At 43.0% G+C, this 16576-nt stretch carries 14 protein-coding genes and 1 tRNA gene; 8 read left to right on the top strand and 7 right to left on the bottom strand.

Annotation, left to right across the window (positions count from 1 at the left end; all coding sequences use genetic code 11):
- Window positions 1–162 precede the first annotated feature (162 nt).
- The gene (locus F5613_RS05580; protein ID WP_179399038.1) at window positions 163–1509 is read left to right on the top strand and encodes a hypothetical protein; all 1347 of its coding nucleotides are present in this window, start codon (window positions 163–165) and stop codon (window positions 1507–1509) included.
- Window positions 1510–1629: 120 nt separating this feature from the next.
- On the opposite strand, the gene F5613_RS05585 is transcribed toward F5613_RS05580, so the two are convergent.
- From F5613_RS05585 to F5613_RS05610, 6 genes are all read right to left on the bottom strand, one after another.
- Window positions 1630–1702, bottom strand: a tRNA-Phe gene (locus F5613_RS05585).
- Between the two features lie 67 nt (window positions 1703–1769).
- Complete coding sequence (gene thiL, locus F5613_RS05590; protein WP_079683794.1) at window positions 1770–2801, bottom strand: thiamine-phosphate kinase; 1032 nt, start codon at window positions 2799–2801, stop codon at window positions 1770–1772.
- A 4-nt stretch (window positions 2802–2805) separates the two neighbouring features.
- Window positions 2806–3912, bottom strand: a complete 1107-nt coding sequence (gene lpxK, locus F5613_RS05595; protein WP_179399039.1) for a tetraacyldisaccharide 4'-kinase — start codon at window positions 3910–3912, stop codon at window positions 2806–2808.
- 5 nt (window positions 3913–3917) lie between these two features.
- Window positions 3918–5681 carry a signal peptide peptidase SppA gene (gene sppA / locus F5613_RS05600; RefSeq protein WP_246303363.1) on the bottom strand — a complete coding sequence of 588 codons (1764 nt, stop codon included), beginning with the start codon at window positions 5679–5681 and terminating at the stop codon, window positions 3918–3920.
- A 77-nt stretch (window positions 5682–5758) separates the two neighbouring features.
- Complete coding sequence (locus F5613_RS05605; RefSeq protein WP_179399040.1) at window positions 5759–6727, bottom strand: DUF4922 domain-containing protein; 969 nt, start codon at window positions 6725–6727, stop codon at window positions 5759–5761.
- Window positions 6728–6994: 267 nt separating this feature from the next.
- A complete protein-coding gene (locus F5613_RS05610; protein WP_179399041.1) occupies window positions 6995–7477 on the bottom strand; it encodes a YkgJ family cysteine cluster protein in 483 nt (160 codons plus the stop codon).
- Between the two features lie 449 nt (window positions 7478–7926).
- On the opposite strand from F5613_RS05610, the gene F5613_RS05615 reads away from it, so the two are divergent.
- Genes F5613_RS05615 through leuB form a run of 6 tightly spaced genes read left to right on the top strand, consistent with a single transcriptional unit; the run spans window position 7927 to window position 14485 of the window.
- The gene (locus F5613_RS05615) at window positions 7927–9423 is read left to right on the top strand and encodes a 2-isopropylmalate synthase (RefSeq protein WP_179399042.1); all 1497 of its coding nucleotides are present in this window, start codon (window positions 7927–7929) and stop codon (window positions 9421–9423) included.
- Window positions 9424–9433: 10 nt separating this feature from the next.
- Window positions 9434–10825, top strand: coding sequence for a 3-isopropylmalate dehydratase large subunit (leuC, locus tag F5613_RS05620; protein WP_079683800.1), 1392 nt, complete (start codon window positions 9434–9436; stop codon window positions 10823–10825).
- Window positions 10826–10838: 13 nt separating this feature from the next.
- Window positions 10839–11426, top strand: coding sequence for a 3-isopropylmalate dehydratase small subunit (gene leuD, locus F5613_RS05625; RefSeq protein ID WP_068180573.1), 588 nt, complete (start codon window positions 10839–10841; stop codon window positions 11424–11426).
- Window positions 11407–12933: an alpha-isopropylmalate synthase regulatory domain-containing protein gene (locus F5613_RS05630; protein ID WP_446771308.1), complete on the top strand. Its 1527-nt coding sequence runs from the start codon at window positions 11407–11409 to the stop codon at window positions 12931–12933. Before leuD ends, F5613_RS05630 begins: the two co-directional genes overlap by 20 nt.
- Before the next feature lie 22 nt (window positions 12934–12955).
- Window positions 12956–13399, top strand: a complete 444-nt coding sequence (locus F5613_RS05635) for a methylglyoxal synthase (protein ID WP_079683801.1) — start codon at window positions 12956–12958, stop codon at window positions 13397–13399.
- A gap of 15 nt (window positions 13400–13414) precedes the next feature.
- Window positions 13415–14485, top strand: a complete 1071-nt coding sequence (gene leuB / locus F5613_RS05640; protein WP_179399043.1) for a 3-isopropylmalate dehydrogenase — start codon at window positions 13415–13417, stop codon at window positions 14483–14485.
- Window positions 14486–14630: 145 nt separating this feature from the next.
- On the opposite strand, the gene F5613_RS05645 is transcribed toward leuB, so the two are convergent.
- Complete coding sequence (locus tag F5613_RS05645) at window positions 14631–15452, bottom strand: tetratricopeptide repeat protein (protein WP_179399044.1); 822 nt, start codon at window positions 15450–15452, stop codon at window positions 14631–14633.
- A 173-nt stretch (window positions 15453–15625) separates the two neighbouring features.
- On the opposite strand from F5613_RS05645, the gene F5613_RS05650 reads away from it, so the two are divergent.
- Entirely contained in the window at window positions 15626–16414 is a 789-nt protein-coding gene (locus tag F5613_RS05650; protein ID WP_245832575.1) for a mechanosensitive ion channel family protein, read from the top strand.
- Window positions 16415–16576: the final 162 nt, after the last annotated feature.

Here is a 16576-nt window from a genome sequence, read left to right on the forward strand (position 1 = left end):
CAAGAGTGATAACCCGTTTTTTTATGCGCTGGAATAGGTTGTCTTATTTATTATCTTTTTTCTATGAAATTAAATGTTTATTAATGGATAATGTATATGAAAAAGATTACATTTGTTGTCAATACTTGACTAATGATTTACCTCACCCTAATTCGGAAAATTATGAATAAAAGAGCTTTGTATTGTACAGTGATTTGTTTGTACCTTTCTTTTTCTGGCTTTGCTCAGGTTTATGAGGACTTTAATCTGAGCGAATATGTAACCCCTGATATCGTAAGATCTCAATTGGATTTCTCTTTAAGGACTGCCGGTTCTTTTACTGATAACGAAACATCAAAAAATGATTTGTTTAGAATTAATGGCGATCTAAATACAGCCTTTGATAAATATAAGAATACACGACCTTATTGGAATAGGCAAATGCTTGTTGTTGGTATGTCCGGCAATTATAGAAATGAGTTGAAAGAGAAAAACAGTGACTACGGACTTACATTTAATTATCAGAACGTAAACCGGTTTTATACGAGCGACATGCGTTTCTTTGAAGTATCTCCTTCCGTAGATGTTCAGTTGCTTGGCTATAAAACAGGCGGTTTGTTGGTTGATGTTAAGACTCATAACAATAGTTATTACGCAAATATCCCAATGTCGGTGGGAAAAGGCAGGATTGAGCAGGTGGAGGATGCCCGTCAGGCGATTTACATCCTGGAGAATCTGGATAAACAGGGTGTGCTGAACCGGAAACTGACCACAGAAGAGATTCATGCATTTGCTCAAACCATTTCAACTGTCAAAAATAAACGTTTTCTGGATGCCCGGTTGCGTATGATTGATGAGATTACGACCGTTGATTCAGTTCTAGTAAATATGGGTGTGCTTTCGTCCGGTGGAGCTCCTTACTTTACTACCTTATATGATTATTGGATGTACGGAGATCTTTTCAGCCGGGGATCGGGTACGGTTTACAAAGTGGGATTAACTCCGTTTATTAATCATCGCAACTATAATAATGTATCCGATCTTCAATCCGTAAAATTAACAGGTACAGGTGTTACTGCGAAACTCTCGTACGAAAATGAAAAACCTTTGAATTTATATTGGCAGCAGAGTATATGGGCAGAAGCTTCCGGAAGTTATTGGCATAGTAAAATAAATTTACCTTCTGATAACACCTCCCATATGGTGGATATGGGACTCAATGGAAGATACACTTTAGGGTATTACCCCACATCGCGGACCAATGTGAATTTTGGATTTGATGAGAGTCTTTATTGGGGTCAAAGAACCTATAAAGATACACCTGAACCCAACGATAAGTATACCTTTCTGACATCGTATACAGGTGCGTTTGTTGATTTATATTATTATATTTCTCCCCAATTCAGATTTGCACTGAATGCCAATCTCGGTTTAAGATATACAGATAATATCAAACCAAAACAAGATGATCCAAAGAATCTGATGTGGACCGGCAACTTTGTGGCAAAGCTTACCTATTCGCTGTTTTGAGTGGGTACTGAAAAATTGGTTTATACTTTGTATTTGTTGGTTTGATAGTTATAATCTTGTTATTAATGAAAAATCCCTGAAAGTTTTATCTTTCAGGGATTTTATCTTATTCTTTGCATGTGGTGCCACCAGGAATCGAACCGGGGACACAAGGATTTTCAGTCCTTTGCTCTACCAACTGAGCTATGGCACCATCGTTTTCATTACGGGTGCAAAGATAGGGAGATTTTTTAATTCTGCAATAGTTTCATTAAAATTATTTACTCTTTTAAGGAGTTCCATCCCTGTGCAATTAACTCAATTTCGTTTCCATCGCGTGTTACCATGTAATTTCCCAGAGAAGCGTTGGTCACATGTCCGATTACTTTAACACCTTTCATCTCTGAAACCTTGTCGTGACAGGTAAGGGGTACTGTAAACAGCAACTCATAGTCTTCACCTCCGTTCAAAGCAGTTGTTACAAGATTCATGTTAAACTGTTCCGCCATAGCTGCTGTCTGATAATCAATCGGAATGCGCTCTTCGTAAATACGGCAGCCTGTATTACTTTGTTTTGAGATGTGAAGCAATTCTGACGATAAACCGTCGGAAACGTCAATCATAGCTGTAGGCACAATTCCGGCCAGCGCAAGTTGTTCAACTATATCTTTGCGGGCTTCGGGTTTAAGTTGGCGCTCCAGTATATATTCCTTGCCGGAAAAGTCTGGAGTGAATTCTTTTTCACCCTTGAACAATTGTCTTTCTCTTTCAAGCAATTGTAATCCCATATAAGCTGCTCCAAGATCGCCGGAAACACATATAAGATCTGTTTCTTTTGCGCCGCTTCTATAGACTACCTTTTCCTTTTCTGCTTCACCAATACAAGTGATGCTGATTGCCATTCCGGTAAGAGAGGCGGATGTGTCTCCCCCTACGATATCTACACCGTATATATCGCATGCAAGCTGAAGACCGTCATAAAAAGATTCCAGGTCTTCCACGCTGAACCGTTTGGATATACCCAGGGATACAGTAATCTGTTTAGGGGTTCCGTTCATGGCGTAAATGTCTGAGAAGTTTACAACTGCAGCTTTGTATCCAAGATGTTTCAGCGGACAATACATCAAATTGAAATGAATACCTTCAAGCAACAAATCGGTTGTAACAAGAGTCTGCTTGTCTTTGTAATCAAGTACTGCGGCATCGTCTCCCACACCTTTTATACTGGTAGCATTTTTTAGTTGTATTCTTTGTGTAAGATGGTCGATAAGGCCGAATTCTCCTAAAGTTGCTATTTCTGTTCTTTTGCTCATTTGCTTAACGGTAAATATTGTTTTTGTAAAATGTAGTAATATGTTTTAATATCATATCATCAAATTCGTCTCCTTTATCCAAATCAAACTTAATCCTGATGGGAAGATAAAAGAGATTGTCTTTCCACTCCTCCGGAACCAATTTGTTGTCCACCAGTCTGGCTGCATCTTTCTCTGTTACAATCAGGAACTTGCGTTCAGTCTTTATCAGGTCTAGTGTAGTCTTGATTTTTTTTACATCCTGCAGCGAGAAGTCGTGATGATCTGGGAACTGTATTGAGAGTACTTTACCCGGATACTTCCTTATCTCGTCGTAGAAACTGCCAGGAGAGGCAATTCCTGATACAACAACGCATGTATCATTTGCCCGTATATCCGAAAGGTGCATTCTATTCTTGTGATTTCCAAATACAGGAATAAGCTCGTCGTAGCTTATTTCGGTGAAAAACACTTTTTGATGGGCCACCAGATGCATATCTTCCTCTATGATACGGTATTCGATTGGCTTTAAATCGGGCTTGCATTTGGTGACTATCACAACGTCGGCCCGTCGTTTTCCTGAAATTGGTTCGCGCAATAATCCCACAGGGAGTAACTTATCCCAACGAAAAAGACGGTCGTACGCTGTAAGCAAAATACTGAATGACGGTGTAACATACCGGTGTTGAAATGCATCATCCAACAAAATGACTTCGGGCCTTTCCTTTTCAGGGAGAGCCAGAAGCCTCTTGATTCCATTACGCCTGTCGGCATCAACAGCTACGGTAACCATCGGAAATTTTCGTTTCATTTGTAAAGGCTCGTCCCCTATCTGCCAGCTTGTACTATGTTCGTCTGCCAGAATAAAGCCTTTGGTTTTTCGTTTATACCCCCTGCTGAGTACTGCAATACGGTATGCAGGTTGCAACAACCTGATGAGATACTCGGTATGAGGCGTTTTTCCTGTTCCTCCAACTGTTAAGTTGCCGATACATAGAACAGGAACAGGGAATTGTTCCGTTGGTAACAATCCCCAGTCAAATAATTGATTCCTGCATCTTACCCCTAATCCATATAGGAATGAAAAAGGAGCTAATAAATGGTTGATTTTTCTTGTGTTGTCTGTCGGCATGTCTTTTATAAAGGTTGCACATCATAGGGTAACCGAGTCTGGATGGCCGGAGCCGACTTGATTAAATTAAGAGTTTTGAAGTATTCAAAATCTTCACCCATAAGTTGTTTCACCACATTCAATTTTACTTCGTCAAGTTGTTTTTCGAATAGATCTTTCAGGAAGTCCTTGCTTCCGGAAACTTCTACCAGATTGTAGTCTTTCAGGTCGGCCAGCTTGGCTGCAACGGCAATTGCTTTTTCGATGCCTCCCAATTCATCCACAAGACCCTTTTCAATAGCTTGTTCGCCAGTCCATACGCGACCCTGACCAATTGAATCGATCGCAGCTTTAGTCATACCCCTTCCGTCGGCGCAGCGTGTGATGAAGGTATCGTATCCAGATTCAATACGGCCCTGGATCAGCGCTTTTTCGTCTTCACGCATGGGACGGCTTACATCACCAAGGTCTGCATAGGTGTTTGTCTTTACCACATCGGTGGTAAGCGCTACTTTGTTAAAGAGTCCGGTCATATTCGGAAACATCCCGAATATACCGATGGATCCTGTTAGCGTATTAGGCTCTGCAACAATCTTATTGGCTGCACATGAAATGTAATATCCGCCCGAAGCGGCAACATCTCCCATGGAAACAACAATCGGTTTTACCTTTTTCAATTCAAGGACCTGTTTCCATATCTGTTCGGAGGTAAAGGCACTTCCACCGGGTGAGTTAACCCTGAGTACGACAGCCTTTATTGATTCATCCTCTTTTAGTTTGATAAGCTCTTTGGCTACCTTTTCAGTGATAGATTTATCCATACTGTAAGGAGAAGTAACCGCTTCGGTAATCTCTCCTTCGGCATATAGAACGGCAATTTTATTTTTGCTTTTACCTTCTTTGGATTTAATGTTCCGTACCTTGTCCACGCCAACAGTCTTTAGTTTCTTGTCGGTTTGTCCGGCAAGGTCCTTAACATACTCTTCCGCTTCAGGTTTGTATTTAAGTTCGTCAACAAGTCCGCATTCCAAAGCCTTTTCGGGTAATGCAATCGCAAATCCCTGATCAGCGTAATGATTTACATCTTCGACGGTTATTTTTCTTGATTTGGCAATGTCGGCTGTTATATTGTCCCAGATGCCATTCATGTAAGAACTTATCTGCTCACGGTTGGCATCGCTCAGTTTGTCAAGCATAAAAGGTTCTACAGCCCCTTTATAGGTTCCTACTTTAAAAATAAGCATTTCCACACCAAGTTTATTTAGCAAACCCTTATAGAACATCGTTTGTGAAGACATACCTGTGAGTAACAGCGCTCCCTGCGGGTTGATGTATACTTTATCGGCAACACTGGCAAGGTAATAGCTTCCCTGGGTATATTGATCTCCGTAGGCAACAACAAATTTACCGCTTTCCTTAAAATCGGTTATTGCACGACGTATTGCATCAATACTGGAAGAACCTGCCGAAAAGTTTCCGGCTTCAATATATATACCCTTAATATTATCGGAGTTTTTAGCCTCTTTAATAGCTTTCAAGATATCTGTAAGAGATAATTCGGTATCCTCTTCGCCCAAAAGCATTGCATACGGATTGTCCGTTTTTTGATCACTCAATGCTCCGTTCAGCGCAATCTTGAGCACCGAATTAGAAGACGGAGAGAAGGCGGTAGGCTGACTCATACTGGCAGAAATGCCAATCAATAGGAAAATTGAAAGTGTAATAAGCAATCCGGCAGCAAGGATGGCACCTAAAGCCGAAGCAAACATCATTTTGAAAAATTGTTTCATATCTCTTATCCGGTTGTAAAGGTTTATTGAACAGCAAATATAACGAACATATTTGGAGAAGCCCTACTTTTTAATCCTTATTTACTAGAAAGATGTTGGATGGAGCGACATACATCCGCGAATAAGTCGTCCGAAAGGAAAAGCTGACTGTACATCTCCGAAAGCAAAGCTGGCGTTATTTTATCAAAATCCGCTTCGTTTTTGGTAATAATCAGTCCCCCTGCGTGAACAGCTCCCGGATTAATAGACAGCTTTACTTTAGCTGGGTTCTCCTCTCCCCAAAAGTAGGGGTGTCTTGGAAATACTACAACGGTCCACGTTCCATCTTCGTAACTACTGATGATATTCATCATAGGTTCCGGTTCCCCATCTGATTCGGGTAATGCCTGGTAGATAAGTCCGAATAGCTTTCGGGCAGCGGTTAATGTTCGGGCCTTGAGTATAAAACAATTCCTTTTTACCGTATCTGAAAGGGCAAACAAGGTAGCGGTAGGTTCGGTGATAATACTTTTACCGTGTTTGTGGAGTAATGTGTCCACTTCATTCATAAAGGGAAGCACTCCTTTGGTGCCTGCCTGGAAATGTGCATGACCAGGTATGGAGGTGCCACACGAGGGTCCGCTGTAATATAAAATAAACCGCTCCAGCCGGATACTTAATTCTAGCATGTCTCCAAATCTGGAAAGAATACGCTGAGGCGAATGTACCCTTGATGGTATGGTGAAATGGTTCGGGAAGATTGGATTTGGATTGCACAGCACGATGTAATCACGACCAAAAACCAATCTTTCTTGCAGGATAGGGAGGTTGTTTACACAAAGCGGGCATCCATTGGCATAGGGAATCCCTGCATTATGCTCCGGCCGCAGCATGATTGTACGTGCCGGATTAAACTGAACTTTAATACTAAAATCATCGAAAGAATAACATTTCTCTTTTACCTTATCCAACGTCTGATAGTTGGTGGCAAAAAAAGGCCAGGTGGCAAACTGTTTGCATAGCAATTCATTTGCCTGTGCGGAACTTATCGTAAAATTAGGTTTCATAGGCTTCGTATACAAGTATACAAATATAATAAAAGTTAATGAATATAAATCAACTTGACCTAAAAAACCATCATACAAAATAGACGAAAGATGCCTGTCAGATTCAAATGAATATTACCCGTTTGAGAATAATATTCTTTTACCTTGCAAGTGGAGTAATTACTGCAGATCTTATCGGATGCTAGTCATTCATAACACCCATTTAGAATTCCTGACCCATGAATGGTTTAATTGAAACGGAAAGACCCTTGCTAATTAGCAGTAGCGTCAAAACTCCTTTTTTAGCCGTTCCAGCAAATTGAATACTGCCGGACAAGTTGCTGCATTTTTTATGGTTAGCGCATGGATCTGATAGAATTTCTTACGGTCGGTATGAGGATATTCCCTGCAGGCTTTGGGGCGATCTTCATAGATACTGCAATAATTATCGGCACCCAGAAACGGACAGGGCATGGTTTTAAATACGTAATCGTTGTCTTCGTCTATTCTTAAGTATGTAGATACCACTTCGTGCTGCTTCATTCGGGTGGCCGACGCTATCCTTTCAATATCCTTGTCCGTAATACGTGGTCCGAGTGAACGGCAACAATTGGCGCACTCCAGGCAATCGATCTCTTCAAAGACCTCTTCGTGAAGGTAGTGGACCATGTCGTCCAGTTCCCGCATTCTGTTTTTCTTTATATTTTTAAAAAAAGACTTTGTTTCTTTTTCTACTTTTTTGGCTCTCTCGTTCAATGAGTCAATATCCATATACTTCTGCTTATGATATTCAATTACGCGTACAAAAGTAATCTATATTTTAAACAAGAACGGCACCTTCTTTAAACTTGTGATTGTTTTCTATATATAAAATATGCTGAACAGCAGCCTTAAAAACAGATAAAAGAACGAATCAGAATAAATAAAGCGATATATATTATAAACCGTAAGAAAAATATTGATAAAAATATCGAATTATATTTGCATGTTACAAAAAAGGCTCTATCTTTGCAACGTTAAAAATAGAAGACAAATGATACAGTATTCAGCAAACAGCATTATTATTATTTCTCTAATTGATATTCTACTCTGGGAACGGACTAGGAAGTGAGACTGCTGTGCTTTTCTGAGCATTTGTAAACAAAGAAAGAGCCTTTCTCACTTCCATGTGAGAAAGGCTCTTTTGGTATAGTTAATTCAAACAAATAAAAAATAGGATTATGTCAGACAAATTGTTTATTTTCGACACCACATTGAGAGATGGTGAACAGGTGCCTGGTTGTCAGTTAAACACCCTTGAAAAGATTCAGGTTGCCAAAGCATTGGAAGAATTAGGCGTCGATATAATCGAAGCCGGCTTTCCGGTGTCAAGTCCGGGTGACTTCAAAAGTGTAGTGGAGATTTCCAAGGCCGTAACCTGGCCAACCATTTGTGCACTCACCCGCGCTGTTGAGAAAGATATTGAAGTGGCTGCCCAAGCATTGAAGTTTGCCAAACGCGGACGTATCCATACGGGAATCGGTACATCTGATTATCATATACGTTACAAGTTTAATTCCAATCAGGATGATATACTTGAACGAGCCAAGGCCTGTGTGAAATATGCCAAAAGATTTGTCGAGGACGTAGAGTTTTATGCAGAAGATGCCGGACGTACCAACAACGAATACCTGGCAAGGGTCGTGGAAGCGGTTATTAAAGCTGGAGCAACCGTGGTTAATATTCCCGATACGACTGGTTACTGTATGCCCGACGAATATGGTGCAAAGATTCGTTACCTGATGGAACATGTGGATGGTATTCATAATGCAATAATATCCACTCACTGTCACAACGACCTGGGAATGGCAACAGCCAACTCAATTCAGGGAGTAATGAATGGTGCACGTCAGGTTGAAGTAACGGTAAATGGTATAGGTGAGCGTGCCGGAAATACAGCTTTGGAAGAAATTGCCATGATTTTCCGTAGCCATAAAGAGACGGGAATTGTTACTAATATAAACAGTACGAAAATTTATTCCACCAGCCGTATGGTTTCGAGCCTGATGAATATGCCGGTTCAGCCAAACAAAGCCATCGTAGGAAGGAATGCATTTGCGCACTCATCGGGGATTCACCAGGACGGAGTTCTTAAGAATCGGGAAAGTTACGAGATTATCGATCCTAAAGATGTGGGAATAGACGACAATGCCATTGTTCTTACAGCCCGTAGCGGACGTGCTGCATTAAAACACAGACTGAATATATTGGGCGTGGATCTTGATCAGGAGAAGCTGGACAAAGTGTACGAAGAGTTTCTTAAGCTGGCAGACCGGAAAAAGGATATCAACGACGACGACGTTTTGATGCTTGCCGGTAAAGACCGCACAGCTATGCACCGGATTAAACTGGAGTATCTGCAGGTTACATCGGGAGTAGGTGTACAATCGGTTGCCAGTATCTGTCTGAATATCGCAGGAGAGAAGTTTGAAGCGGCCGCATCCGGAAACGGACCGGTAGATGCAGCTATTCAAGCGGTTAAATCAATCATCCATCGTACCATGACGATTCAGGAGTTTCTTATCCAGGCTATCAATAAGGGAAGCGATGATGTAGGTAAGGTTCACATGCAGGTGGAATACGATGGAAATAATTATTATGGTTTTTCGGCTAACACGGATATCATTGCAGCGTCCGTTGAAGCCTTTATCGATGCAATTAATAAATTTGTAAAATAAGATAAAACGTATGAATACTCTTTTTGAAAAAATATGGGATAAGCACGTGGTGGATACCTTGGCAGATGGCACCATCCAATTGTATATAGACAGACATTTCTGCCACGAAGTAACAAGTCCCCAAGCCTTTGGAGGTTTACGTGCCCGCGGATTAAAGGTGTTCCGTCCGGAACAGACCCTTTGTATGCCCGATCACAACGTACCTACCCTGAAGCAGGAATTCCCGATTGAAGATCCGATTTCAAAGAATCAGGTCGATACCCTGGCAAGCAATGCTCAGGAATTTGGTATCACCTATTACGGCATCGGAAACAATAAGAATGGAATTATCCACGTGGTTGGTCCGGAAAACGGATATACACAACCGGGTATGACTATTGTTTGTGGAGACTCACACACTTCTACGCATGGTGCCATGGGAGCTATTGCTTTCGGTATCGGTACCAGTGAGGTGGAAATGACTCTTGCTACTCAATGTATATTCCAGCGTAAGCCTAAGACAATGCGTATCACGGTAGACGGAAAGCGCAAACCGGGTGTAACAGCCAAGGATATTGCCTTGTATATTATTTCGCAGATGACAACCGGTGGTGCAACCGGCTATTTTGTAGAATATGCAGGCGAAGCGATCCGGGCTACTTCCATGGAAGAACGCCTTACCATCTGTAACCTGAGTATTGAAATGGGTGCCCGAGGTGGTATGGTTGCTCCGGACGAAACAACATTCGAATACCTGAAAGGACGTGAATTCGCTCCGAAGGGAGAAGAGTGGGAGAAGGCTTTGGCCTATTGGAAGACATTGAAGAGCGATGAGGATGCTGTTTTCGACAAAGAAATTGTTTATCATGCCGAAGATATCGAACCGATGGTTACCTATGGAACAAATCCGGGTATGGGTATGGGCATCAGCGGAACAATTCCTTCCTTGGAAAGCGTGGACGAGGCAAGCCGTATCTCCTACAAGAAAGCATTGGATTATATGGGATTCCAGCCGGGTGAACCTATTCAGGGTAAATCTATCGATTACGTATTCCTGGGTAGCTGTACCAACGGACGTATCGAAGACTTCCGTGCTTTTGCCCACTTTGTGAAGGGGAAGAAGAAGGCTGATAATGTAATTGCCTGGTTGGTTCCGGGTTCATGGAATGTAGCTCGTCAGATTAAAGAGGAGGGACTGGATGTAATTCTTACCGAGGCAGGCTTTTCTTTACGTCAGCCCGGTTGTTCGGCCTGTCTTGCCATGAACGACGATAAAGTACCTGCCGGCAAGTATGCTGTAAGTACAAGCAACCGTAACTTTGAAGGTCGTCAGGGTCCGGGTGCACGCACCATCTTAGCAGGCCCATTAGTAGCAGCCGCAGCCGCCGTAACCGGAAAAATAACAGATCCAAGAACATTATAAGCATCAGATAAAAATGGAAAAATTTGTAACATTGACATCAACGGTAGTTCCTCTTCCAATTGAAAATGTGGATACCGATCAAATTATACCTGCCCGTTTCTTAAAAGCAACAACCCGCGAAGGATTTGGCGATAATTTGTTCCGCGACTGGAGGTACGACAAAGAGAACAATCCGGTTCCATCGTTCGTATTGAATCAGGATACCTATTCGGGTCAGATTCTTGTGGCCGGAAAGAACTTTGGTAGCGGATCGAGCCGCGAACACGCCGCATGGGCAATTTCCGGATATGGATTCCGTGTGGTGGTAAGCAGTTTCTTTGCCGACATCTTCAAGGGTAACTCCCTTAACAACGGATTGCTTCCGGTTGTGGTATCACCCGAATTTCTTGCGGAGATATTTGAAACAGTAACATCCGATCCGAAGACTACCTTAACTGTAGATCTTCAGAATCAGAAAATTACCAACAATGCGACCGGAAAAAGCGAAAACTTTGAAATCAATGCCTATAAGAAAGACTGCCTGTTGAATGGACTGGACGACATCGATTACCTGTTGTCCAACAAAACAAAAATCGAGGCTTATGAGGCTGCCAGGAAATAAACTGATAGAGATAATGGATACAACCCTGAGGGATGGCGAACAGACCTCGGGCGTATCTTTCTCTGCACACGAGAAAGTCAGCATAGCCCGTCAGCTTCTGTCGGATCTGGGCGTAAACCGTATCGAAATCGCCTCGGCCAGGGTGTCTGAGGGCGAATACGACGCGGTAAAGCTTACCGTACGCTGGGCTGAGCGTGCAGGCTACCTTTCGCGTTTGGAAGTATTGGGTTTTGTAGACGGCGAGACATCGCTTAACTGGATAAAATCTGCCGGATGTAAGGTTATGAACCTGCTTTGCAAAGGCTCGTTCAAGCATGTAACCGAGCAGCTCCGTAAAACCCCCGAGCAACATATCGCAGATATTACGGAGGTGGTAAATAAGGCGCAGGAGATGGGGATTGAAGTTAATGTTTACCTCGAAGACTGGTCCAACGGTATGCTTCACTCGCCGGAATATGTCTATCAGTTGATGGACGGATTGAAAGACCTTCCTATCAAGCGTTTCATGCTGCCCGATACATTGGGTATTCTCAATCCACGCAACACCTACTTCTTCTGTAAGGAGATGCTCACCCGTTGGCCGAAACTCCATTTCGACTTTCATGCGCACAATGATTACGACCTGGCGGTGGCCAATGTATATTCAGCAATAGTAGCCGGAGTAAAAGGTGTGCATACAACCGTAAACGGATTGGGCGAGCGTGCCGGAAATCCCCCTTTAAGCAGTGTGTTGGCTGTAATACATGATCAGCTTAAATTAAAGACGAGTCTGAATGAAAAGAAGATCAATCAGGTAAGTAAGCTGGTAGAAACCTACTCGGGTATCCATATCTCAACCAATAAACCCATCGTAGGTGAACATGTGTTTACCCAATGTGCCGGAATTCATGCCGATGGAGATGCCAAGAACAACCTCTATTTCAACGACCTGTTACCCGAACGCTTCGGGCGAACAAGAGAGTATGCGCTGGGAAAAACCTCCGGCAGGGCCAACATCCGTAAAAACCTGGAATCGCTGGGTATTGAGATGGACGAAGAATCCATGCGCAAAGTGACCGAACGAATCATCGAACTGGGTGATAAGAAAGAGGCGGTTACAAAAGAGGATCTACCCTATATCATTACCGATGTGCTTCGTCACGATGCCATCGAGAATAAGATAAAGTTATTAAACTATTCACTATCTTTGACGCAAGGTCTGAAGCCGGTAGCTTCGCTCAAGATTGAAATTGAGGGCAAAGCGTATGAAGAAACGGCCTCGGGCGACGGACAGTACGATGCGTTTGTGAGGGCACTTCGCAAGATTTACAAATCCTTGTCGAAACCCTTCCCTATGCTTACAAACTATTCCGTCTCCATCCCTCCAGGCGGACGTACCGATGCTTTCGTTCAAACGGTAATCAGCTGGAATCACGAGGGTGTCGACTTTAAAACCCGTGGACTGGACGCCGACCAGACGGAGGCGGCCATCAAGGCTACGGTGAAAATGCTGAATAAGATTGCATAGTTTATAAATAATACATCGGATAATGAAAAAACAATTGACGATTGCGCTTGTTGCGCATGATAACCGTAAAGCGGATATGGTTGAGTGGGCTGTTCACAATGCAGACATGCTATCCATTCATAAACTGGTATGTACTGGAACTACAGGTAGTCTGATCAGAAAAGCCTTTCAGGAAAAGGGTATTGAGGCAGATATCACCTGTATGAATTCGGGCCCGTTGGGCGGAGATGCCGAAATCGCAGCTATGGTGGTGCGTAAGGAGGTGAATCTGGCTATTTTCCTAATAGACGATTTGAATGCCCAGCCACACGAAGCAGACATTCAGATGTTATTACGTCAGTGTCGTGTACACAATGTGCCCATTGCCTGCAATAGGTACAGCGCCGACCTGATGATTACCAGCACGTTGTGGGACAACGAAGATTACGTTCCCACCGAGCCAAAGTATATCTATTTTAAACGATAAGAAAAGAATAATAAAATGAAATTGAATATTGCAGTATTGGCGGGAGATGGTATCGGTCCCGAAATCATTGCCGAGGCACTTAAGAGTGTTCAGGCAGTATGTACCAAATTTAATCACGAACTTACATACAAAGAGGCATTGGTGGGCGCTTGTGCAATCGATGCTACGGGTAATCCTTATCCGGAAGAGACTCACAGTCTTTGTATGCAAAGTGATGCGGTGCTTTTTGGTGCGATCGGATCTCCTTTTTACGACAATAATCCTTCTGCTAAAGTGCGTCCGGAGCAGGGCTTGCTTGCCATGCGTAAGAAATTGGGCCTTTTTGCCAACATCAGACCTGTAACTACATTTCCAAGTTTGTTGCACAAATCTCCCCTTCGTTCGGAATTGATTGAAGGTGCCGATTTTATGTGTATCCGCGAACTTACCGGAGGAATGTATTTTGGTCGCCCGCAAGGTCGCAGCGAAGACGGCGATACGGCATATGATACCTGTGTATATACGCGCGAAGAGATCGATCGGATTGTTCGTCTTGCGTATGGATATGCACAGAAACGCCGGAAAAAACTTACCGTAGTTGATAAAGCGAATGTATTGGCTACATCGCGTTTATGGCGTCAGGTATCTCAGGAAATTTCGGCAGAGTTTCCAGATGTGGAAACAGAATATATGTTTGTAGACAATGCTGCCATGCGACTGATTCAATGGCCAAAGAGCTTTGACGTGATGGTAACCGAGAATATGTTTGGAGACATCCTTACCGACGAGGCATCTGTAATTACCGGCTCATTGGGTATGCTGCCTTCGGCTTCGGTTGGTATTCATACATCAGTATTCGAACCGATCCATGGATCCTATCCTCAGGCTGCCGGAAAGAACATCGCTAATCCGCTCGCTACCATTTTGAGTGCCGCCTTGATGTTCGAGTACGCATTCGACCTGAAGGAAGAGGGTAAACTTATCCGCGAAGCTGTTGCCGCTTCAATGGATGCCGGAGTTGTAACCGAAGATATTTCTGAAAAAGGAAAAGCCTATTCTACTTCGGCCGTAGGAGACTGGGTGGCATCCTATATCAAGAATAAATAAGCATACTTTGTTCGGAGTTTATCCGTACAAAGGAACAGAAAAAGAAAAGGTGATTCCGGGCATGCTCAGAATCACCTTTTTAATAGTATCGAATTAATGAACACGCTCTATATCTTAGAGGTATTAAAGTCTGGTGGGAGGTTTATTATTTGCAAAGCTTTATCAGCTCGCGGATTGTTTCCGGATCGTATCCCATCTCCTGGGCTTTTTTGAAATCGATTGCTGCCGAAGGTTTTTCGTACAATGCCAGTTTAACTTTACCTCTCAATACATAGAGGGCGGCTGTAGGAGTAGTTTCGGCAAACACCTTATTTATATCGGACATGGCCCGCGCATTTTTCCCTTTCATGAAATAGAGGTCGGCTCGCCCTTCATACAAAGACCAATCTTTAGGAAGTTCGCTTATCAGGTAATTGTAGATCCGTTCGGATTCGTCAAAGTTTCCTCTCATCTTTTCCAGAATGGCATAACCCACTCTTCCGCGAACCGACTTGTCGTTCACCTCCAGAATCTTCTCAAAATCCTGCTCGGCCGAAAGGTAATTTTTCTGTTGCAGATAGATCAGTCCTCTGTTATACAGAGCCTCTTCGTTTGTGGGAGCCAGAGCCAGCAGGGTGGAATAATCATTCAGAGCCATTTCCGTATCACCCATCTCGGCATATAAGGAAGCCCTGCTTTCCAGGATACCCTGGTTTTGCGGGTGACCGCTTAATGCAGCACTGTAGGAAATCATAGCCTCTTCCAGCTTACCTTGCCGGCGTTGGATGGTACCCAGATTGGTAAGCAACGCAAAATTGTTTGGATTGGCTGGTTCAAGCCGCATGGCGGCTTTCAGACTCTCTTCTGCCGCGGGCAGATCCTTCTTCTCCAGGTAATCGTACGACTTGCTTATAAGCTCCTCATATCCTTGAGCCTGTATGGAGGTAACCCCCAAAAACAGGCAAATCCATAACATGATAATTCTCATCGTTTGTCTCTCAATATTAGTTTGCAAATGTAAGTATTAAAATGTCATCATTTTAACTTTTAAATTTTATTTGTACCTTTGCTTACTAATAACAAACTCATATACGTATGAATATATTGTCTTTGATCTTATTACAGGCCGAGGTAATCTCGTTAACCAAAGCCGAACAGCTGATGAAAGTGCTGATGGATTCGGGTATCGACCTCGGCAAACGAATCATTACAGCGGTAATCGTTTTCCTTGTGGGACGCCTTGTTATCAGCCTGCTCAATAAACTGTTCCGCAAGATTCTTATTAAACGAAATGTGGAATTATCCATCCGGACTTTCCTGAGCAGTCTGGTTAATATTTTACTTACTATCCTCCTGATTGTTTCTGTTGTAGGAGCATTGGGTGTAGAAACCACCTCTTTTGCCGCCTTGCTTGCCTCTGCCGGTGTGGCTATCGGTATGGCTTTAAGCGGGAATCTGCAGAATTTTGCAGGGGGGCTGGTCGTTTTGTTATTTAAACCCTACAAAGTAGGCGATGTGATAGAGGCTCAGGGGGTAAGCGGTACGGTACGTGAAATACAGATTTTTCATACCATATTAACCACCTACGACAATAAAGTGGTATATATTCCCAACGGAGCTCTTAGCAGTGGGGTAGTTACCAACTACAGCAACCAGTCCACACGAAGAGTAGATTGGGTATTTGGTATCGAATATGGCGAAGATTATGCCAAGGTGAAGAGTGTAATTGAACGTTTGGTTGCACAGGATGGACGTATTCTGAATGATCCGGCTCCCTTTGTGGCCCTTCATGCCCTGGCCGACAGCAGTGTGAATGTTACCTTAAGAGTTTGGGTTAAAAGCGAAGACTACTGGAGTGTCTATTTTGATATGAATCAGAAGGTTTACGATACGTTCAACCTCGAAAAGATCAGCTTCCCGTTCCCACAGCTTACGGTGCATCAAAATTAAGTATCGTTTAAAAACTTGTGAAGCCGTCTGGCTTACGTTTTTACGAAAAACATCTGTCATCCCTCATTTTTAGGCCTCAATCCCTTTGGTGGAGCGGGTTTTAGAAATGAGGGATGCTTGTGACAGATCCATTCTATCTGTCATGTGTCATCATAATATCTC

It is taken from the genome of Macellibacteroides fermentans, from assembly GCF_013409575.1.
Lineage (GTDB): Bacteria > Bacteroidota > Bacteroidia > Bacteroidales > Tannerellaceae > Macellibacteroides > Macellibacteroides fermentans.